Consider the following 19,314-nt stretch of genomic DNA (forward strand, 5'->3'; position numbering starts at 1 on the left):
ATGGCGACCTACACGCTCCCCGACCTTCCCTACGACTTCGCAGCCCTCGAGCCGCACATCAGCGGCAAGATCATGGAGCTGCACCATGACAAGCACCACGCGACCTATGTCGCCGGCGCGAACACCGCGCTCGAGCAGCTCGCCGAGGCCCGTGAGAGCGGCAACCTCGCGAACGTCAACAAGCTCGAGAAGGATCTCGCCTTCAACCTCGGCGGTCACGTCAACCACTCGATCTTCTGGACCAACCTGTCGCCGAACGGCGGCGGTCAGCCCGAGGGCGAGCTGAAGGCCGCGATCGACGAGTACTTCGGCTCGTTCGAGAAGTTCCAGGCGCACTTCACTGCTGCGGCGACCGGGATCCAGGGCTCCGGCTGGGCGGTGCTCAGCTGGGACTCGATCGGCTCGCGCCTGATCATCCAGCAGCTGTTCGACCAGCAGTCGAACACCGCGCAAGGCACGATCCCGCTGTTCCAGCTCGACATGTGGGAGCACGCCTTCTACCTCGACTACCTGAACGTGAAGGCCGACTACGTGAAGGCCGCGTGGAACATCGCCAACTGGGAGAACGTGGCTCAGCGTCTCGAGGTTGCCCGCAAGCAGACGAACGGCCTGCTGGTACTGTCGTAATCGGGTCGCGTCCCGACGGGCCACGGCTCGTCGGGACGCCCTCTCAGCCAAAAAATCCGCGTATGACGCATGCTGCCAAGCTGCGCACAGCGCACGAGAAACAGGGAGACCTGAGTGTCTGTCAAGATCGGTATCAACGGCTTCGGCCGCATCGGACGCAACTACTTCCGCGCGGCTCTCGCGCAGGGCGCAGACCTTGAGATCGTCGCGGTCAACGACCTCACCGACAACAAGACCCTGGCGCACCTGCTGAAGTACGACTCGGTCGGCGGCGTCCTCGACGCCGAGATCAGCTACGACGACGACAGCATCACCGTCAACGGCAAGGCGATCAAGGCCTTCGCCGAGCGCGACCCCGCCAACCTCCCGTGGGGCGAGCTGGGCGTCGACATCGTCATCGAGTCGACCGGCTTCTTCACGAAGGCGGAGCTGGCCAAGAAGCACATCGAGGCCGGCGCCAAGAAGGTCCTCATCTCGGCCCCCGGCACGGGCGTCGACGGCACGTTCGTCATGGGCGTGAACGAAGACACGTACAACCCGGAGACCGACCACATCATCTCCAACGCGTCCTGCACCACCAACTGCCTCGCGCCGCTGGCTCAGGTCTTCAACGACGCGTTCGGCATCGACCGCGGCTTCATGATGACGGCACACGCGTACACGGCCGACCAGAACCTGCAGGACGGTCCGCACAGCGACCTCCGTCGTGCCCGAGCAGCCGCGATCAACATCACCCCGGCTTCGACCGGTGCGGCCAAGGCCATCGGCGAGGTGCTCCCGGAGCTCCAGGGCAAGCTGAGCGGCTCGTCGTACCGTGTTCCGGTTCCCACCGGATCGATTGTCGACCTCACCCTCATCACCGACCGCGAGAACCTGACGGTCGACGAGGTCAACGAGGCCTACAAGAAGGCCGCTGCCGAGGGCCGCCTCGCCGGGTACCTGCAGTACAACGAGGACCCGATCGTCTCGAGCGACATCGTGCACAACCCGCACTCGTCGATCTTCGACTCGACGCTGACCAACGTCAGCGGCAACCTCATCAAGGTGTCCAGCTGGTACGACAACGAGTGGGGCTACTCCAACCGTCTCGTCGACCTGACCGAGTACGTGGCCGAGCGCCTCTAAGCTCAGACACATGACTCTGCGCACCCTGGACACCCTGGGGTCGCTCGAGGGCAAGCGCGTCATCGTCCGTTGTGATCTCAACGTCCCCCTCCGGGACGGGATCATCACGGACGATGGCCGCGTTCGCGCCTCGTTGCCGACCCTCAACGCACTCATCAACGCGGGCGCCCGCGTCGTCGTGTGCTCTCACCTCGGGCGACCGGATGGCGCGCCCGATCCGCAGTACAGCCTCGAGCCGGTCGCTCAGCGGCTCTCCGAGCTGCTCGGCGCTCCGGTCGCGTTCGCGCGCGACACGGTCGGCGAGTCGGCGCAGGAGGCTGTGGCCTCGCTCGAGGACGGCGGGGTCGTCGTCCTCGAGAACCTGCGCTTCAACCCGGGGGAGACCTCGAAGGACGAGACGGAGCGAGGCGCGTTCGCGGCTGAGCTCGCGAAGCTCGGCGACGTGCTCGTCTCGGACGGTTTCGGCGTGGTGCACCGCAAGCAGGCCAGCGTCTACGAGCTCGCCGAACTGGTGCCATCGGCGGCCGGCCTGCTGATCGCGACCGAACTCGACGTGCTCGACCGCCTCACCGAGAACCCCGAGCGTCCGTACGCGGTCGTCCTCGGCGGCTCCAAGGTGAGCGACAAGCTCGGCGTGATCTCGCACCTGCTGCCGCGGGTCGACAAGATCCTCGTCGGCGGCGGAATGCTGTTCACCTTCCTCAAGGCGCAGGGTCACGACGTGGCCTCGAGCCTGCTGGAGGAGGACCAGCTCGACACCGTTCGCGGTTACATCGCAGAAGCGGCCGAGCGTGGTGTGGAACTCGTCCTCCCGACCGATGTCGTCGTCGCAGCCTCGTTCGGCGCTGATGCGGCACACGAGGTCGCTGCAGCAGACGCGATCGGGTCGACTCCGTTCGGCGCCTCCGGCATCGGACTCGACATCGGCCCGGAGACGGCTGCCCGTTTCGCCGAGGTCATCCGCGCGTCGAAGACGGTGTTCTGGAATGGCCCGATGGGCGTGTTCGAGTTCCCGGCGTTCGCGGCGGGCACCAAGGCCGTGGCGCAGGCGCTCACCGACGTCGATGGTCTCAGCGTCGTCGGCGGCGGCGATTCCGCGGCTGCAGTGCGTCAACTGGGCTTCTCGGACGACCAATTCGGTCACATCTCGACCGGCGGCGGCGCGAGCCTCGAATTCCTCGAGGGCAAGAAACTACCTGGGCTGGAGGTCCTCGGATGGGCGTGAACTCCCGTACCCCGCTGATCGCGGGAAACTGGAAGATGAATCTCGATCACCTTCAGGCGGTCGCATTCGTGCAGAAGCTGCACTGGACGTTGAAGGACGCGAAGCACGAAGACGGTTCGGTCGAGGTGGCGGTCTTCCCCCCGTTCACTGACATCCGGAGCGTGCAGACGCTGATCGACGCCGACAAGATCCCCTTCGCGCTGGGTGCGCAGGATGTGTCGGCACACGACTCCGGCGCATACACGGGCGAGGTCTCCGGGGCGTTCCTGGCGAAGCTCGACGCGAAGTACGTCATCATCGGGCACTCGGAGCGTCGCGAGTATCACGCCGAGGGCGACGACGTCGTGGCGGCGAAGGTGCAGGCGTCGCTCAAGCACGGCCTCGTGCCGGTGATCTGCGTCGGCGAGACCGCCGGCGACCTGGAGAAGTTCGGAGCCAGCGCGGTTCCGGTGTCGCAGCTCGAGGCTGCGCTCCAGGGCGTCTCGCCGAAGGCGGACATCGTCGTGGCGTACGAGCCCGTGTGGGCGATCGGATCCGGTCAGGCGGCGACGCCGCAGCAGGCGCAGGACGTCTGCGCCGCCCTGCGCGCCGTCGTCGGGAAGGTCCTGGGCGACGAGGCCGCCGCGCGCACGCGCATCCTCTACGGCGGTTCTGTGAAGGCGGCGAACATCGCCAGCTTCATGCGCGAGCCCGATGTCGACGGCGCTCTCGTCGGCGGGGCGAGCCTCGTCGTGGACGAGTTCGCCGCGATCATCCGCTTCGAGAAGCACGTCGGCGTGTGAGTGCAGCGGGGCTGCGGCCCCGCTGCACCGTATACTTGACCGTTACGGGGGCGCTCCGGCCCCAGCGAAAGGCTCTTTCTCGTGGCAATTCTCGAGTTCGTCCTGCAGGTCGTGCTGGGCATCACCAGCGTTCTGCTGACCCTCCTCATCCTTCTGCACAAAGGTCGCGGCGGTGGTCTGTCCGACATGTTCGGCGGCGGCATGACCTCCGCGGTCGGGTCCTCCGGGCTCGCGGAGCGGAACCTGAACCGCTTCACCGTCATCCTGGCTCTGACGTGGTTCATCTCCATCGTCGCCCTGGGCCTCATCACGAAATTCGAGGTCATCTGATGGCTACCGGTGGAAACGCGATCCGTGGAACCCGCGTGGGTTCCGGCCCCATGGGCGAGCAGGACCACGGCTACCACGCCGACCGCATCGCGGTCTCCTACTGGGACGGTCTCGGCAACGAGACCGTGCGCTACTTCGCCGCCGGCCTCCCGGAAGACGAGATCCCCGAGATCATCGATCACCCGCAGAGCGGTCTCCCGGCAGGTCGCGACAAGGAGAACCCTCCTGCTCTCGCGAAGGCCGAGCCGTACAAGACGCACCTCGCCTACGTGAAGGAGCGTCGCACCGACGAGGAAGCCGTCCAGCTGCTGGACGACGCGCTGACCCAGTTGCGCGAGCGCCGGGGGCAGTGACCTCCACCTGACGTCGAAGAAGCCGCCGCGAGTAATGTCGCGGCGGCTTCTTCCGTCCCGGCATGGCGTCTCAGCGGCAGCCGGCTGCCGCGTCGATGTAGTTCTGGGGCGGGTAGCCGTATGCCCACACCCCGTTGGCGTCGTCCGTGAATCCCATGCTGATGGCCCAGGCCGTCGCCCATTTCTCGATGCTGTCCTGGGTCGACGAGTCGTACATGCCCTCGCATTTCACGCTGATCGCATGACCGACTTCATGCGCGACGAGGGCCCTGCTCCGTTCTGCCGGCCACTGCTCGGCGACGGAGTCGGAGAGTTCGATCGTGGCGCGCCCTGGATCATCCCACCACCACGTCGTGTATCCGCCCATGCTGCCGTCGTAGCCGGCGCCGTTCACGACGGGAGACCAGTCGAACTCCAGCAGCACCCCCGGCGCGAGCGAACGGGCGAACGCCTCGATCTCCAACCGCTGGGTCTTCAGCGGCCCCGACTTCTCCGCCATCTCCTCCGCCTCGGTGGAGACGACCTGTGCCGCCGCCGCCTGAAGGGCGAGGTATGCGGTGGCCGCGGTGTCGTCCAACACCGTCGCCTCCATCGCGTCGGAGGCCGCACTCCGTAGAGCGATCACGGCCTCGTTGCGGGCCGAGCGATGAGCTTCCTCGAAACCGGGGGCGGCCTCCGCCGCTGCGGAGACGAGCGAAAGACCGCCCTGCGTGACGCGGTCGTCCGCCGAGGTCAGGTCGGTGATCGCCGTCCGCAGGTCGTCGTCGAGCTTCTCCACCTGGGTGAGACGTCGCTCCCAGAGCTCGGTGGCGCCGAACAGCTCCCAGAACCAGACGGGCTTCTCTTCCATCGTCGGCACGTCGCTTGCGGAGGCGGCCTCCGCACTCGTCGCTGCGCTCTCCGCATCGGCCACGGCTTCGCTCAGCGCGGACTCGAGTTCCGGATCGATGGGGATGGGGCGCGTCTCCGTGCTGAGGATCTGCGATGCGGCGCCCGTGGTGACGCGCAGATCGGCCGCTTCCCGTTCGGTCTGCGTCGTCGTTCCTCTCGCGGTCGTCGCGGCGTCGTCGTACCGCGCTGCCACGCTGTCGTACCCGAGGTTAGCCGTCACCTGTGTCACCACGATGGCGGCGATCACCGCCAGGCCGCAGAGCAGCCCGATGACGAGGTTCCTGGCGGGCCTGCGGCGCGTCCGCAGCCGGGCGGGGGAGTGCGCGCCGGAAGTGAACCGCTGCGGCAGTGCGTGGTCGCCAGCGGGCGGGAGCGATGGCTCGTCGCCCTGGCGCGGACGGGATGGGGCGATCACGTCGTGCCCATTCGGAGTGCCTTCCGGTCGGAGACTGCGTACGTCAATGCTGTCAGGCTTTGCGACCACCCGACACCGGAATGCGAGAAGGCCCCCACCGTGTGGTGGGGGCCTTCTCGAGCGGAGGGGCTGACGGGAATCGAACCCGCATCATTAGTTTGGAAGACTAAGGCTTTACCACTAAGCTACAGCCCCGCGTCCCCGCGAAACTCCGGGGAACTGGCCGGAATCTCATCTCCGGACTCATCGATCATAGCGGACTGTCAGGGGTGTTCACGTCCGTTAGACTCGGTGGGGCTGAATCCGCGTGCGGATTCCCCGGGGCGTAGCTCAGTTTGGTAGAGCGCCCGCTTTGGGAGCGGGAGGTCGCAGGTTCAACTCCTGTCGCCCCGACACGGCCCCCACGGACCTTACAGCCGCGATACCGCGCGGAAATCACGAGGAGAACACACCAGCATGGCGAACAGCACCGTCGAGAAGCTGACCCCGACCCGGGTCAAGCTCAGCATCACGGTCACCCCTGACGACCTCAAGCCCAGCATCGCTCACGCGTACGAGCACATCGCTCAGGACGTCCAGATCCCCGGCTTCCGCAAGGGCAAGGTCCCGGCGCCCATCATCGATCAGCGCATCGGGCGCGGCGCCGTCATCGAGCACGCGGTGAACGAGGGCCTGGACAAGTTCTTCCGGGATGCGACCGCGGAGCACAAGCTGCGCGTGGTCGGCCGTCCCTCCGCCGACATCACTCAGTGGCCGAACGAGAAGGACTTCTCGGGAGACCTGCTCGTCGACGTCGAGGTCGATGTCCGCCCCGACATCGAGCTTCCCTCCTACGACGGGATCACCGTGACGGTCGACGCCGTCGAGGCCGACGACGCCGCGCTCGACGCCGAGCTCGACAACATGCGTGCGCGCTTCGGCACGCTGGTCCCGGTCGACCGCCCCGCAGCGAAGGGCGACTTCGTCGAGCTCGACCTCGTCGCCACGATCGACGGCGCCGAGATCGACCGCGCAGAGGGCGTCTCCTACGAGATCGGCTCCGGCGAGCTGCTCGAGGGCATCGACGACGCGATCGAGTCGCTCACCGCCGGTGAGGACACCACGTTCCGCTCGGCTCTCGTCGGCGGCGACCACGCCGGCTCCGAGGCCGAGGTCTCCGTGACCGTCAAGGCCGTCAAGGAGCGCGAGCTCCCCGACGCCGACGACGACTTCGCGCAGATCGCGAGCGAGTTCGACACGATCGCCGAGCTCCGCGCGAGCCTGGCCGAGCGGGTCGCCCAGCAGGGCGTCTTCACGCAGGGCTCTGCCGCGCGTGACAAGCTCGTCGAGGTGCTCCTCGAGCAGATCGAGATCCCGGTCCCGCCGCAGCTGATCGAGGACGAGGTGCACAACCACCTCGAGGGTGAGGGTCGTCTCGAGGACGACGTGCACCGCGCCGAGGTCACCGAGGCGAGCGAGAAGCAGTTCCGCACGCAGGTGCTGCTCGACACGATCGCCGAGCAGGCCGACGTGCAGGTCTCGCAGGAGGAGCTCAGCCAGTACCTCATCCAGTCCGCTGCCCAGTACGGCATGGCGCCGCAGGAGTTCGTCGAGGCACTGCAGTCCTCCAACCAGCTCCCCGCGCTGGTCGGCGAGGTCGCCCGCAACAAGGCGCTCGCCATCGCCCTCGGCAAGGTCAAGGTCGTCGACAGCAACGGCAAGGCCGTCGACCTGTCCGACTTCATCGTCACCGACGATGAGGCGGCTGACGCTGAGGCTGAGACCGAGGAGAAGCCGGCCAAGAAGGCCCCCGCCAAGAAGCCCGCTGCCAAGAAGGCTCCGGCGAAGAAGGCCGCTGACGCTGCTGACGCCGACGAGGCTGCCGCCGAGAAGCCGGCCGCGAAGAAGCCCGCTGCCAAGAAGGCTCCGGCCAAGAAGGCTGCCGACAAGGCCGAGTGATCGACACGATCCAGTGAAGAGGGCGGGTGCTGCGGCATCCGCCCTCTTTTCCATCCGAGGAGAGAGCAGCGATGAAGACGTGGGATGAGCGCATCGACGAGGTGTGGGACGATGCGAGCGGCGAAGAGGTCGGCGACGACACGATCGCGCGCATCGACGCACTGGCGGCCGAGCGCGGTGTGGACGACGCCCGCGCGGAATTCGAGCGTGCGGGCGCGCGGGACTCGGCAGGGCGGCCGGCAGAGGCCGTCGTGCTGTATCGGAGGGCCCTCGAGCTCGGACTCGACGACGAATACCGTCCGCAGTGCGTGATCCAGCTGGCGAGCTCGCTGCGCAACCTGGGGCAGTACGACGATGCCCTCGCCGTGATCCGGGCGGAGGAGGAGCTGTCGGCTGACGGGCCGTACCGTGACGCGGTCGCGACGGTCCACGCGCTCATCCTCGCCAGCGCCGGCCGGCCCGCGCAGGGTCTCTCGGTGGCGCTGCTGGCGCTCGTGCCGCACCTCCCGCGCTACCACCGGTCGATGACCGCGTATGCCCACGAGATCGCCGACGCCGACACCTGATATGCCGACGGCGAACACGGCCTGGGTGCTGCGTTGTCGCCGGTAGATTCGAAATCACTGAAACACGGAACCAGGAGCTGACATGGCTGAACCCCTCGTCGCGACAAGCGTCTTCGACAGGTTGCTGAAGGACCGCATCATCTGGCTCGGCTCGGAGGTGCGAGACGAGAACGCGAACGAGATCTGCGCGAAGATCCTTCTTCTCGCCGCAGAGGACTCCGAGCGAGACATCTACCTCTACGTGAACTCACCCGGTGGCTCGATCACCGCGGGCATGGCGATCTACGACACGATGCAGTTCGTGCCCAACGACATCGTCACGGTCGGCATCGGAATGGCCGCCTCCATGGGGCAGCTGCTGCTGACGGCCGGCACCAAGGGCAAGCGGTACATCACGCCGAACGCGCGAGTGCTGCTGCACCAGCCGCACGGCGGCTTCGGCGGTACCTCGAGCGACATCCAGACCCAGGCGCAGCTCATCATGTCGATGAAGAACCGCCTGGCCGAGATCACCGCCGCCCAGACCGGCAAGTCGGTCGAGCAGATCAACGCCGACGGTGACCGCGACCGCTGGTTCACCGCCGAAGAGGCGCTCGAATACGGCTTCGTCGACCACATCCGCGAATCGGCCTCCGACGTCATCGGCGGCGGCGGAACCGACCAGGACACCGAGTAACGGAAAGCGAAAGGACACTCATGTACACACCCACCTTCCGCTCAGCCGGCGACCTGCCCTCCAGCCGCTACGTGCTCCCGCAGTTCGAGGAGCGCACGGCCTACGGCTTCAAGCGTCAGGACCCGTACAACAAGCTGTTCGAAGACCGCGTGATCTTCCTCGGTGTGCAGGTCGACGACGCTTCGGCAGATGACGTGATGGCGCAGCTCCTCGTGCTGGAGAGCCAGGACTCCGAGCGCGACATCACCATGTACATCAACTCGCCCGGTGGCTCCTTCACCGCGATGACGGCCATCTACGACACGATGCAGTACGTCGCGCCGCAGATTCAGACGGTCGTGCTCGGTCAGGCGGCGTCGGCGGCGTCGGTGCTCCTCGCCGCCGGTGCTCCGGGCAAGCGCCTCGCTCTGCCCAACGCCCGCGTGCTGATGCACCAGCCCGCGATGGGGGAGGCCGGTCACGGGCAGGCCTCCGACATCGAGATCCAGGCCGCGGAGATCCTCCGCATGCGCACGTGGCTCGAGGAGACCATGGCTCGTCACACCGGCAAGCCGGTGGAGCAGGTGAACCGCGACATCGATCGCGACAAGATCCTCTCGGCCAAGGAAGCACACGAGTACGGCATCGTCGACCAGGTGCTCACCTCGCGCAAGCGCGCCTGAGCCCGTTCGATCCCGAAGGGCGTCCGTCATCTCGACGGGCGCCCTTCGTCGTACCCGGCGGATGTGCAGGGCATCCCGTCTCAATGCGCATATGAGCAACATGATGCGCGAACGCGAGATCGGGCTTACGCTGGAACGAGGAAGGAGGCTGCCGTGGAAGATGATCTGCTCATGGTCCGGGTCGCCGAGCTCTACTACGACGAGGACAAGACCCAGGATGAGATCGGCGGGCTCCTGAAGGTCTCCCGGTGGAAGGTGGGCCGTCTGCTCACGCAGGCCAAGGACCGCGGCATCGTGCGCATCGAGATCGTGCATCCGCGGGCGCGTCGACTCGGCCTGGAACGGCTCCTCGTGGAGCGGTTCGGCCTGAGGGACGCCGTCGTCGTCCCGGCTCCCGACGGAGACGACGGAACTCTGGAGCGGGTCGCGCAGGCCGCAGCAGACTTCCTGACTGCGTTGCGGCCCGTCCCACGGACCCTCGGAGTCAGCTGGGGTCGCACGCTCCGCGCGGTCGCCGAAGCGCTCCCCGACGGCTGGGCCAACGGCGTCACGGTGGTGCAGCTCAACGGGGGAGTGAGTCTGAACCGGCGATCCGGTGGCGCAGCAGGGCTCGCCGTCACGATCGCGCAGCGGGCCTCGGGCCAGGTCTCGCTTCTCCCGAGCCCCGCCATCCTCGAACGCGTCGAGACGAAGCAGGCCATCGAGTCCGACCGCACCGTCGCCGCCGTGCTCGAGGAAGCTGCCGAGGCACAGGCCTTCCTCTTCACCGCCGGCCCGTGCGACGCCTCGTCCGCGCACGTCGAGAACGGCTACCTCACCACGGAGGAGGTCGAAGAGCTCGCGCGTCGCGGCGCCGTCGGAGACGTCCTCGGGCGGTACGTCGACGCCGAGGGCAACATCGTCGACTCGCAGCTCGACGCACGCACCGTCGGCGTCTCGCTCGACAGGTTGCGGGGAGCCCCGCGAGCGATCTTCGTCACGGCGGGCCCCGCCAAGCACGACATCGCACGGACAGTGGTGACCAGTGGCCTGTGCGGCGTACTGGTGACCGATGAGACCACAGCACGAGCATTGTTGGAGGAACAGTGACCACCACAGCACTCAGCCGCAGGACGGCGGTGGATGTCCTCGGCGGAGAACCTGACGACGCCACTCTCCGGCGTTTTCTGCACGGACTCCCCGGCGTGGACGCCGTCGGACTGGAGCAGCGCGCAGCCGGACTCGGAACCCGGTCGATCAAGACCACCTCGAAGGCGTGGGCGCTCGACACGATCATCAGACTGATCGACCTGACCACACTGGAAGGGGCCGACACCCCCGGCAAGGTGCGCTCGCTCGTCGCGAAGGCGAAGACTCCGGATGCCGCCGACCCGTCCGCGCCTCGCGTCGCGGCCGTCTGCGTCTACGGAGACATGGTCGGCGACGCGGTCTCCGCGCTGGGCAGCCTGCACGGGGATCCCGACGACGGCCTCATCTCGGTGGCGGCCGTAGCCACGGCGTTCCCTAGTGGGCGCGCGTCCCTGGCGATCAAGCTCGCAGACACCGCGGAGGCGGTGGCCGCGGGCGCCGACGAGATCGACATGGTGATCGATCGCGGCGCGTTCCTCTCCGGCCGCTACGGCATGGTGTTCGATCAGATCGCACAGGTCAAGGAGGCCTGTCGCCGTGCGGATGGCTCGTACGCCTCGCTCAAGGTGATCCTCGAGACCGGTGAGCTCAACACCTACGACAACATCAAGCGCGCGTCGTGGCTCGGGATCCTCGCCGGCGGCGACTTCATCAAGACCTCGACGGGCAAGGTGCAGCCCGCGGCGACCCTGCCGACGACGCTGCTGATGCTCGAGACCGTGCGCGACTGGTACCGCGGCACGGGGGAGAAGATCGGCGTCAAGCCGGCCGGCGGCATCCGATCCTCGAAGGACGCCGTGAAGTACCTCGTCACCGTCGCCGAGACCGTCGGTGAGGAGTGGCTGCAGCCGCACCTGTTCCGCTTCGGCGCCTCCAGCCTCCTGAACGATGTGCTCCTGCAGCGGCAGAAGCTCACCTCCGGCCACTACTCGGGCCCCGACTACGTCACGATCGACTGACGGGAAGACGAACATGTCATTTCTGGAATACGCTCCCGCACCGGAGTCCACCGCGATCCTGAATCTCAAGGACAGCTACGGCCTGTTCATCGATGGAGAGTTCGTCGACGGCTCCGGCACTCCGTTCACCACGATCTCGCCGGCGACCGAGAAGCACATCGCCGAGATCGCCTCCGCGAGCGACGAGGACGTCGATCGTGCGGTCGCCGCTGCTCGTCGTGCCTATGACAAGACCTGGTCGAGGATGAGCGGCCGCGACAGGGGCAAGTACCTCTTCCGCATCGCGCGCCTCGTGCAGGAGCGCGCGCGCGAGCTCGCCGTCGCCGAGAGCCTCGACAACGGCAAGCCGATCAAGGAGAGCCGCGACGTCGACGTGCCTCTGGTCGCCTCCTGGTTCTTCTACTACGCGGGCTGGGCCGACAAGCTCGATCACGCCGGACTCGGCGCGAACCCGCAGGCCCTCGGCGTCGCAGGGCAGATCATCCCGTGGAACTTCCCGCTGCTGATGCTGGCGTGGAAGATCGCGCCCGCCCTCGCCGCCGGCAACACGGTCGTCTTGAAGCCCGCGGAGACCACGCCGCTGACGGCTCTGATCTTCGCGGAGATCCTGCAGCAGGCCGACCTCCCCGCGGGAGTCGTCAACATCGTCTCGGGAGCCGGCGCCACGGGGTCGACCCTGGTGCGCCACCCCGACGTCGACAAGGTCGCCTTCACGGGCTCGACCGGTGTCGGACGAGACATCGCGCGCGCCGTCGCCGGCACGAAGAAGAAGGTGACGTTGGAGCTGGGCGGCAAGGCCGCGAACATCGTGTTCGACGACGCGCCGATCGATCAGGCCGTCGAGGGCATCGTCAACGGCATCTTCTTCAATCAGGGACACGTCTGCTGCGCCGGCAGCCGGCTGCTCGTGCAGGAGTCGATCCACGACGAGGTCGTCGACCGGCTCAAGACGCGCCTGTCGACGTTGCGTCTCGGCGACCCGCTCGACAAGAACACCGACATCGGCGCGATCAACTCCGCGGCCCAGCTCGCCCGTATCCGTGAACTCAGCGACATCGGGGAGGCCGAGGGCGCCGAGCGGTGGACCGCGGAGTGCGCGATCCCGGAGCAGGGCTTCTGGTTCGCCCCGACGATCTTCACCGGCGTCGAGGCGTCGCACCGCATCGCCCGTGACGAGGTCTTCGGCCCCGTGCTCTCGGTGCTCACCTTCCGTACACCGGCGGAGGCGGTCGCGAAGGCGAACAACACGCCGTACGGCCTCTCCGCGGGCATCTGGTCGGACAAGGGATCGCGCATCCTCGCCGTCGCCGACCGCCTGCGCGCGGGAGTGATCTGGGCCAACACCTTCAACCGCTTCGACCCGTCGAGCCCGTTCGGCGGCTACAAGGAATCCGGATACGGTCGCGAGGGCGGTCGTCAGGGACTCACCGCCTACCTCAAGGGAGCCGCAGCATGAGCAAGCGTCTGACCGTGCCGAAGACGTACAAGCTCGCGATCGGAGGCGCCTTCCCGCGCAGCGAGTCCGGCCGCACGTACGAGGTCCTCTCGCCGAAGGGCGCATTCCTCGCGAACGCCGCCAAGGGGTCGCGCAAGGATGCCCGCGACGCCGTGGTCGCCGCCCGTGCCGCGGTCAAAGGCTGGTCGGGTGCGACCGCCTACAACCGCGGGCAGGTGCTCTACCGCGTCGCCGAGGTGCTCGAGGGTCGCCGTGCCCAGTTCATCGACGAGATCGTCGCGCAGGAGGGACTGTCTTCCTCCGCCGCAGCAGCGCAGGTCGACGAGGCCATCGACCTCTGGGTCTGGTACGCCGGCTGGTGCGACAAGTACGCACAGGTCGCCGGCAATGCAAACCCTGTGTCCGGTCCGTACTTCAACATCTCGGTCCCCGAGCCGACCGGCGTCGTGGCGATCGTCGCGCCGCAGGACTCCGCACTGCTGGGGCTGGTCTCGGTCGTCGCCCCCGCGCTGGTCGCCGGGAACACGGTCGTCGTCATCGCGAGCGAGCCGCATCCGCTCTCGGCCATCAGCCTCGCGGAGGTGCTCGCCACGAGCGACGTTCCCGGTGGTGTCGTCAACGTGCTGACCGGTTCGCCCGCCGAGATCGCCCCCTGGCTGGCCTCGCACCAGGACGTGAACGCCCTGGACCTGGCGGGAGCGGGCGATCTCGAGTGGGTCGACATGCAGATCGCGGCCGCCGACACCCTCAAGCGCGTCCTCACTCCTGGTGATGTCGTCGCCTCTCCGGAGCGTATCGGCGCCTTCACCGAGGTGAAGACCGTCTGGCACACGAAGAGCATGGTCTGACGCGTTCCGCCGATCTCGTGAGGGGTCGGGAATCGTCGCCCCGGAACCGGAGACAGCGGCGGTTCCTGGCCCCTCACGTGTCACGACCCGATGTCGAGTGCCTCCAATGCGGCCCGGTGTCGTATGCAGCGGTTAGGCTCGAAGGACGATCTCTGATCCCCCATAGGAGGACGCGCATGGCCCGCATCGGTGAAAGCGCTGACCTGTTCAAATGTTCTTTCTGCGGAAAGAGCCAGAAGCAGGTGCAGCAGCTCATCGCCGGCCCCGGCGTGTACATCTGCGATGAGTGCGTCGAGCTGTGCAACGAGATCATCGAGGAGCGGATGGCGGAGTCGTCCGCCGACGGCGTCGCCGAGTTCGAGCTGCCGAAGCCCCGAGAGATCTTCTCCTTCCTGGAGGAGTACGTCGTCGGCCAGGAGCCGGCGAAGCGCGCTCTCTCCGTCGCCGTCTACAACCACTACAAGCGCGTGCGCGCGCACGGCACGCTGCAGACGGCGGAACAGCGCGCCGAAGAGGTCGAGATCGCGAAGAGCAACATCCTGCTCATCGGTCCGACCGGCTGCGGCAAGACGTATCTCGCACAGACCCTCGCCAAGCGATTGAACGTGCCCTTCGCGGTCGCCGACGCCACCGCGCTCACCGAGGCCGGCTATGTCGGTGAAGACGTGGAGAACATCCTTCTCAAGCTCATCCAGGCCGCCGACTACGACGTCAAGCGCGCCGAGCAGGGCATCATCTACATCGACGAGGTCGACAAGATCGCCCGCAAGGCCGAGAACCCCTCGATCACCCGCGACGTGTCGGGCGAAGGTGTGCAGCAGGCTCTCCTGAAGATCATCGAGGGCACGGTCGCCTCCGTGCCGCCGCAGGGGGGTCGCAAGCACCCGCATCAGGAGTTCCTGCAGATCGACACCTCCAACGTGCTCTTCATCGTCGCCGGGGCCTTCGCGGGTCTCGAAGACATCGTCTCCGCCCGCGTCGGCAAGCACGGCATCGGTTTCGGGGCCCCGCTGCACGACAAGGGCAAGGATCTCGACCTCTTCAGCGAGGTTCTGCCGGAAGACCTGCACAAGTTCGGGTTGATCCCCGAGTTCATCGGCCGTCTTCCCGTCGTCACGAACGTCTCGCCCCTCGACCAGACGGCGCTGATCGACATCCTCACCGGACCGCGGAACGCGCTCGTGAAGCAGTACCAGCGCATGTTCGAGATCGACGGGGTGCAACTCGAGTTCGAAGAGGAAGCCCTGCGTTCCATCGCCGACCTCGCAGTCGAGCGCAAGACCGGGGCGCGGGGTCTGCGGGCGATCCTCGAAGACGTCCTCGGCCCGATCATGTTCGAGATCCCTTCGGCGGAGGACGTCGCGAAGGTCATCGTCACCCGCGCGGCCGTCGACGAAGGCGCACCGCCCACCATCGTGATGGAGCGCAAGCGCAAGAGCGCATGACCTCTCGCCGTTCGCCGGGGCAGGGAGTCGCGACACTGCTTGCGATACCGGCGGCGGCGATCGTGCTCGCGGGGATCGTGCTCGTCACCGTCTTCCTGGTCTCGACGCGGGACAAGGACGGCGATGATGTGGCCGACGGCACCGTCGAGCACGTGGCGGGTGCACTGGCCGATGACCTGCGCGGCGCGCGCGACCTCACGGATGCCGCGACCGTCGCTGCCGAGATGTTCCACTCCCGAAGCGCGACCGTGGAGCCGCTGACCTGGAGCGGCACGCTCAGCGACGACGGCGGCATCGTGATCGAAGCCCGCATCAGCGCCGTCGTCGAGGAGAGCAGCAGTGGGGCGCTCTTCGCACCGTCGACGTCGGCGGGATCCTCCGAGCGGTGCTACCGGTACGTGGTGACCGCGTCGGGGAAGGTCGCCCACGAGGAGGTCCCGTGCGCGGGGATCGCGGAGCCGGTGGCTCCGCCCGCGTCGACCCGTCCCGAACTGCCGCCGGACACGGCGGAACGCGTGGATCGGGTGCTCGCCGCCTCGGGCGGAGCCGACCCGACCGATGCATTGCGGGATGAGTTCCCCGACGCCCACGTCACCGTGCAGGTCGAGCAGAGCGCCGACGGCGAGTGGGTCGCCGCGGTCGGTGTGACCCCCGGGACCGACTGCGTCCTCCGCGTGTGGCGGACGACGGGAGACGTCGTGTCGCCCCCCTATGATCGGATCTGGCTCGAGCCAGGGGAGACCGGATGCTCGCCGGCGCTGTACACCGCACCGCCGCGCTGACGCGGCCGTGGCAGAGCCACGGTACCGCGCCAGGATCGGTCACCTGCGTGTCGACCCGGAGCTGACGAGTTCTCTCTCAGGTGTCGAGTCCACGGCGTTTCAGCAGTGGCTCGATGGCGGCGTCGCGACCGCGGAAGTCCCGATACGCCTCGAGCGGATCCTTCGAACCGCCGACTCCGAGGAGACGCTCGCGGAACCGGTCGCCGTTCGCCCTCGTCAGCCCGCCGTTCTCTCGGAACCACTCCACCGTGTCGGCGTCGAGCACCTCACTCCAGATGTACGAGTAGTAACCGGCGCTGTAGCCACCGGAGAAGACGTGTGCGAAGTACGTCGACGAGTAGCGCGTGGGTACGGCGGGATCGTCCAACCCGATATCGGCCAGCGCGGCAGCCTCGAACGCGGCGACGTCGTCGATGTCCTCGTCGGCCGTCACCCGGTGCCATGCCTGATCGAGCCAGGCTGCGGCGAGGTACTCGCTGGTCGCGTGCCCTTGATCGAAGGTCTCGGTCGCACGCAGCCGTCGTACGACGGCCGGGTCGAGCGGAGCGCCCGTCTCGAAATGACGCGCGTAGTTGTCCAGCACCTCCGGCCAGAGGATCCACATCTCGTTCACCTGGCTCGGGAACTCCACGAAGTCACGGAACACGTTGGTCCCGGAGAAGTGCGGATACGTCACCGTCGCGAAGAGACCGTGCAGCGCGTGACCGAACTCATGGAAGAGCGTGGTGACCTCGTCGAGCGTCAGCAGCGTCGGTTCGCCCTCGCCGGGCAGGGGCACGTTGAGGTTGTTCACCACCACGGGGGAGGTGCCGCGCAGCCGGGATTGGCTCACCATCGCGTTCATCCAGGCCCCGCCGCGCTTGGAGTCGCGGGTGTAGAGGTCGAGCACGTAGAGGCCCACCGGCGAGCCGTCCTCGTCGCGCACCTCGAACACGCGGGCGCCGGGGTGGTATGCGACGAGGTCGTCCCTCTCCGAGAAGGTGATGCCGTACAGTCGGGTCGCTGCGAAGAAGACGCCGTCTCGCAGCACCCTCTCCGCCTCGAACCACGGGCGCAGTGCGCTCGCGTCGAGGTCGTATCTGGCGGTGCGGATCCGCTCGGTGTAGAACGCCCAGTCATGGGACTCGATCTCGAAGCGTTCGGCTTCGGTGTCGTCCACGATGGCCTGAAGGGCCTCGCGCTCGGCCCCGGCGTTGCGAGCCGACGGTCCAGCCAAGCGTCGCAGCATCTGCTCCACGGCTTCAGGAGCCCCCGCCGTCTCGTCGGCGGTGACGTAAGCGGCGTGCGAGTCGTAGCCGAGAAGGCGGGCGCGCTCAGCCCGCAGCCGCACGATCTCGCGCAGCACGGCGCGGTTGTCGTTCGTGTTGCCCCGCGAAGCCCGCGCGAGCGAGGCCGCCATGATGCGCCGCCTCGACTCCCGCACGCGCAGTTGAGCGAGGGCGGGATGACCGGTGAACAGGGGGAGCGTGAGGAGGAGTCTGCCGTCGAGCCCGCGGTCCGCCGCCGCACGTGTCGCGGCCGACAGCTCGCCGGCGCTGAGCCCGTCGAGCTCGTGGGCGGAGTCGAAGACCACGGCCAGATCGTTCGTGTCGTTCAGCAGGTTGCGCTCGAACGTGTTGGTCAGCGTCGAGAGTCTCTGGTTCAGCGCGGTCAGCTTCGCTTTGGCATCGTCACCGAGCCCGGCCCCGGCGTGCGTCATCTCGCGGTGGTGGCGCTCCACCAGATATCGCTGTTCGGCGTCGAGGTCCAGGGCGTCCCGCTGCTCCCACACCTGCTGGACCCGCCAATACAGCGCGCCGTCGAGCGTGATCGCGTCCTGATGCGCAGCCATGAGCGGCGCAAGGTGCTCATCGATCTCCTGGATCTCGGGCGTCGCGTCCGCCGAGCTGACGGTGTAGAACGTGTGCGCGACGCGATCGAGCAGCTCGCCCGATCGTTCCAGCGCCTCCAGGGTGTTCTCGAACGTCGGCATCGACCGCACCATCGTGATGCGGGCGACCTCGCGCAGCTGCTCCGCGAACCCCGCCTGGAAAGCAGGGAGATAGTGCTCGGGGCGGATGGCTCCGTAGTCGGGGAGCCCGAAGGGGAGGTGCGACGGCTGCAGGAGAGGGTTCGTGGCGTCGGTCATGCTCCGAGCCTAGCCACCCGCCCCTCCCCGAATCCGGGGCGAGGCGCATGCGGAACGAGGATGTCGACATGATGCAGAGAAATCCTTGCAAAGAGTTGTTTGCAAGAGTATCTTTGCATTCATGGACAACGAGACCCAGGTGCGGACACTCGACGCCGGAGCCCTGAAAGCGCTGGCGCATCCGTTGCGCGTGAAGATCTTCGACCTTCTTGCGGCACGCGGACCACAGACCGCCAGTTCGCTGGCGGCGCTCGTCGGCGAGAACTCGGGATCGACCAGCTACCACCTCCGGGCCCTCGCTGCGCATGACCTCATCCGCGAGGTCGAGGGAAGAGGCACGGCACGGGAGCGGTGGTGGGAGCGTCCCAAGGGGCGCATCGACGTGCCGGGGCCCGATGAGATGACATCGCCGGCGAACCGCGCCGCGGCGCAGATCGTGACCTCGGAGTTCTTCCGCCTGCGGCACGAGACGCTGATGGCCTATCTCAACCGGTCGAGCGCCGATGTCCCCGAAGAGTGGCGAAACGTCGGCATGACGATGACGACACATCTCGACCTCACACCCGCTCAGGCCCTGGCGCTCAGGGAAGAACTGGAGACGACCATCGAGCGGGCCATCGAGCGCTTCCGTGGGCAGACCGGTTCCGACGTGCGGCGGGTCTCCCTCCGCGCCGAGCTCTTCGACCTGCCGACGCCTCAGTCAGCGCCTGCCGGGACGCCGGACGACGAGCGGACGGCATCATGACCAGCGCAACACTTCAGCTGTCCTCTCCGACCCAGGCGGAGCGCGGTCTGCTGCGCCTGGCCGCACGCCTCACGGTGTACGTGGAGCACCGCATCGCCCGGCGTGCCACGAAGCGGACTCTGGCGCTCGACCTGCTCCGCGAGCAGCAGGCGCGCCGAAACGACCCGCGGGCCGTAGACCATCTGCTCGCGCAGATGGGACTGAACCGGCGCTGACGAGTCGCTCGACGGCGG

General features: G+C 67.5%; 20 protein-coding genes and 2 tRNA genes. 19 read left to right on the plus strand and 3 right to left on the minus strand.

The features are described 5' to 3' along the window. The 6 genes from AB0E56_RS09415 (at position 1) to AB0E56_RS09440 (ending at position 4,442) form a co-directional block, all read left to right on the plus strand. Entirely contained in the window at positions 1-627 is a 627-nt protein-coding gene (locus tag AB0E56_RS09415) for a superoxide dismutase (protein WP_017202787.1), read from the plus strand. A 114-nt stretch (positions 628-741) separates the two neighbouring features. Next, entirely contained in the window at positions 742-1,752 is a 1,011-nt protein-coding gene (gene gap / locus AB0E56_RS09420) for a type I glyceraldehyde-3-phosphate dehydrogenase (protein ID WP_183150259.1), read from the plus strand. 10 nt (positions 1,753-1,762) lie between these two features. Then, positions 1,763-2,977: a phosphoglycerate kinase gene (locus AB0E56_RS09425; protein WP_359798434.1), complete on the plus strand. Its 1,215-nt coding sequence runs from the start codon at positions 1,763-1,765 to the stop codon at positions 2,975-2,977. Further along, complete coding sequence (tpiA, locus tag AB0E56_RS09430; protein ID WP_359798436.1) at positions 2,968-3,759, plus strand: triose-phosphate isomerase; 792 nt, start codon at positions 2,968-2,970, stop codon at positions 3,757-3,759. Before AB0E56_RS09425 ends, tpiA begins: the two co-directional genes overlap by 10 nt. A gap of 81 nt (positions 3,760-3,840) precedes the next feature. Then, the gene (secG, locus tag AB0E56_RS09435; protein WP_183150257.1) at positions 3,841-4,089 is read left to right on the plus strand and encodes a preprotein translocase subunit SecG; all 249 of its coding nucleotides are present in this window, start codon (positions 3,841-3,843) and stop codon (positions 4,087-4,089) included. Then, on the plus strand, positions 4,089-4,442 hold the full coding sequence (locus AB0E56_RS09440; RefSeq protein WP_183150256.1) for an RNA polymerase-binding protein RbpA: 354 nt from the start codon (positions 4,089-4,091) through the stop codon (positions 4,440-4,442). The genes secG and AB0E56_RS09440 overlap by 1 nt, the downstream gene beginning before the upstream one ends. A 70-nt stretch (positions 4,443-4,512) precedes the next feature. Here AB0E56_RS09440 and AB0E56_RS09445 read toward each other — a convergent pair whose 3' ends face one another. Together AB0E56_RS09445 and AB0E56_RS09450 are read right to left on the minus strand one after the other, a co-directional pair. Further along, positions 4,513-5,748 carry a hypothetical protein gene (locus AB0E56_RS09445; protein WP_359798437.1) on the minus strand — a complete coding sequence of 412 codons (1,236 nt, stop codon included), beginning with the start codon at positions 5,746-5,748 and terminating at the stop codon, positions 4,513-4,515. Between the two features lie 124 nt (positions 5,749-5,872). Next, positions 5,873-5,943 (minus strand) — tRNA-Gly (locus AB0E56_RS09450). A 124-nt stretch (positions 5,944-6,067) separates the two neighbouring features. Here AB0E56_RS09450 and AB0E56_RS09455 point away from each other — a divergent pair. From AB0E56_RS09455 to AB0E56_RS09505, 11 genes are all read left to right on the plus strand, one after another. Beyond that, a tRNA-Pro gene (locus AB0E56_RS09455) sits at positions 6,068-6,141 on the plus strand. A 63-nt stretch (positions 6,142-6,204) separates the two neighbouring features. Next, positions 6,205-7,686 carry a trigger factor gene (tig, locus tag AB0E56_RS09460; protein WP_359798438.1) on the plus strand — a complete coding sequence of 494 codons (1,482 nt, stop codon included), beginning with the start codon at positions 6,205-6,207 and terminating at the stop codon, positions 7,684-7,686. A gap of 71 nt (positions 7,687-7,757) precedes the next feature. Next, positions 7,758-8,252 (plus strand): tetratricopeptide repeat protein, encoded by a 495-nt coding sequence (locus AB0E56_RS09465; protein WP_359798440.1) that lies wholly within the window; start codon positions 7,758-7,760, stop codon positions 8,250-8,252. Positions 8,253-8,334: 82 nt separating this feature from the next. Further along, positions 8,335-8,928: an ATP-dependent Clp protease proteolytic subunit gene (locus tag AB0E56_RS09470; RefSeq protein WP_183150251.1), complete on the plus strand. Its 594-nt coding sequence runs from the start codon at positions 8,335-8,337 to the stop codon at positions 8,926-8,928. A 20-nt stretch (positions 8,929-8,948) separates the two neighbouring features. Continuing rightward, complete coding sequence (locus tag AB0E56_RS09475) at positions 8,949-9,590, plus strand: ATP-dependent Clp protease proteolytic subunit (RefSeq protein WP_183150250.1); 642 nt, start codon at positions 8,949-8,951, stop codon at positions 9,588-9,590. Positions 9,591-9,743: 153 nt separating this feature from the next. Beyond that, complete coding sequence (locus AB0E56_RS09480) at positions 9,744-10,679, plus strand: sugar-binding transcriptional regulator (protein WP_359798442.1); 936 nt, start codon at positions 9,744-9,746, stop codon at positions 10,677-10,679. Then, positions 10,676-11,677 carry a deoxyribose-phosphate aldolase gene (deoC, locus tag AB0E56_RS09485; RefSeq protein ID WP_359798444.1) on the plus strand — a complete coding sequence of 334 codons (1,002 nt, stop codon included), beginning with the start codon at positions 10,676-10,678 and terminating at the stop codon, positions 11,675-11,677. The genes AB0E56_RS09480 and deoC overlap by 4 nt, the downstream gene beginning before the upstream one ends. 13 nt (positions 11,678-11,690) lie before the next feature. Continuing rightward, complete coding sequence (locus AB0E56_RS09490) at positions 11,691-13,133, plus strand: aldehyde dehydrogenase family protein (RefSeq protein WP_359798446.1); 1,443 nt, start codon at positions 11,691-11,693, stop codon at positions 13,131-13,133. Continuing rightward, entirely contained in the window at positions 13,130-13,981 is an 852-nt protein-coding gene (locus AB0E56_RS09495; RefSeq protein ID WP_359798447.1) for an aldehyde dehydrogenase family protein, read from the plus strand. Before AB0E56_RS09490 ends, AB0E56_RS09495 begins: the two co-directional genes overlap by 4 nt. Positions 13,982-14,157: 176 nt before the next feature. Further along, positions 14,158-15,426 (plus strand): ATP-dependent Clp protease ATP-binding subunit ClpX, encoded by a 1,269-nt coding sequence (gene clpX / locus AB0E56_RS09500; protein ID WP_183150248.1) that lies wholly within the window; start codon positions 14,158-14,160, stop codon positions 15,424-15,426. Further along, positions 15,423-16,208 carry a hypothetical protein gene (locus AB0E56_RS09505; protein ID WP_359798448.1) on the plus strand — a complete coding sequence of 262 codons (786 nt, stop codon included), beginning with the start codon at positions 15,423-15,425 and terminating at the stop codon, positions 16,206-16,208. Before clpX ends, AB0E56_RS09505 begins: the two co-directional genes overlap by 4 nt. Positions 16,209-16,284: 76 nt before the next feature. On the opposite strand, the gene AB0E56_RS09510 is transcribed toward AB0E56_RS09505, so the two are convergent. Beyond that, positions 16,285-18,336 carry a M3 family metallopeptidase gene (locus tag AB0E56_RS09510; RefSeq protein ID WP_359798450.1) on the minus strand — a complete coding sequence of 684 codons (2,052 nt, stop codon included), beginning with the start codon at positions 18,334-18,336 and terminating at the stop codon, positions 16,285-16,287. A 121-nt stretch (positions 18,337-18,457) separates the two neighbouring features. On the opposite strand from AB0E56_RS09510, the gene AB0E56_RS09515 reads away from it, so the two are divergent. Both AB0E56_RS09515 and AB0E56_RS09520 read left to right on the plus strand, forming a co-directional pair. Next, on the plus strand, positions 18,458-19,081 hold the full coding sequence (locus AB0E56_RS09515) for a helix-turn-helix domain-containing protein (protein ID WP_359798451.1): 624 nt from the start codon (positions 18,458-18,460) through the stop codon (positions 19,079-19,081). Continuing rightward, the gene (locus tag AB0E56_RS09520; protein ID WP_359798453.1) at positions 19,078-19,296 is read left to right on the plus strand and encodes a hypothetical protein; all 219 of its coding nucleotides are present in this window, start codon (positions 19,078-19,080) and stop codon (positions 19,294-19,296) included. The genes AB0E56_RS09515 and AB0E56_RS09520 overlap by 4 nt, the downstream gene beginning before the upstream one ends. Positions 19,297-19,314 lie beyond the last annotated feature (18 nt).

Source organism: Microbacterium sp. NPDC028030, from assembly GCF_040637855.1.
Lineage (GTDB): Bacteria > Actinomycetota > Actinomycetes > Actinomycetales > Microbacteriaceae > Microbacterium.

Excerpts from the sequence above, each read along its gene's own strand:
- AB0E56_RS09440 (WP_183150256.1), top strand. The coding sequence starts at position 4,089 with ATGGCTACCGGTGGAAACGCGATCCGTGGAACCCGCGTGGGTTCCGGC.
- AB0E56_RS09490 (WP_359798446.1), top strand. The coding sequence starts at position 11,691 with ATGTCATTTCTGGAATACGCTCCCGCACCGGAGTCCACCGCGATCCTG.
- AB0E56_RS09465 (WP_359798440.1), top strand. The coding sequence starts at position 7,758 with ATGAAGACGTGGGATGAGCGCATCGACGAGGTGTGGGACGATGCGAGC.
- AB0E56_RS09470 (WP_183150251.1), top strand. The coding sequence starts at position 8,335 with ATGGCTGAACCCCTCGTCGCGACAAGCGTCTTCGACAGGTTGCTGAAG.
- clpX (WP_183150248.1), top strand. The coding sequence starts at position 14,158 with ATGGCCCGCATCGGTGAAAGCGCTGACCTGTTCAAATGTTCTTTCTGC.
- AB0E56_RS09510 (WP_359798450.1), bottom strand. The coding sequence starts at position 18,336 with ATGACCGACGCCACGAACCCTCTCCTGCAGCCGTCGCACCTCCCCTTC.
- AB0E56_RS09505 (WP_359798448.1), top strand. The coding sequence starts at position 15,423 with ATGACCTCTCGCCGTTCGCCGGGGCAGGGAGTCGCGACACTGCTTGCG.
- AB0E56_RS09475 (WP_183150250.1), top strand. The coding sequence starts at position 8,949 with ATGTACACACCCACCTTCCGCTCAGCCGGCGACCTGCCCTCCAGCCGC.
- tig (WP_359798438.1), top strand. The coding sequence starts at position 6,205 with ATGGCGAACAGCACCGTCGAGAAGCTGACCCCGACCCGGGTCAAGCTC.
- AB0E56_RS09515 (WP_359798451.1), top strand. The coding sequence starts at position 18,458 with ATGGACAACGAGACCCAGGTGCGGACACTCGACGCCGGAGCCCTGAAA.
- AB0E56_RS09415 (WP_017202787.1), top strand. The coding sequence starts at position 1 with ATGGCGACCTACACGCTCCCCGACCTTCCCTACGACTTCGCAGCCCTC.
- AB0E56_RS09520 (WP_359798453.1), top strand. The coding sequence starts at position 19,078 with ATGACCAGCGCAACACTTCAGCTGTCCTCTCCGACCCAGGCGGAGCGC.
- AB0E56_RS09495 (WP_359798447.1), top strand. The coding sequence starts at position 13,130 with ATGAGCAAGCGTCTGACCGTGCCGAAGACGTACAAGCTCGCGATCGGA.
- AB0E56_RS09425 (WP_359798434.1), top strand. The coding sequence starts at position 1,763 with ATGACTCTGCGCACCCTGGACACCCTGGGGTCGCTCGAGGGCAAGCGC.
- tpiA (WP_359798436.1), top strand. The coding sequence starts at position 2,968 with ATGGGCGTGAACTCCCGTACCCCGCTGATCGCGGGAAACTGGAAGATG.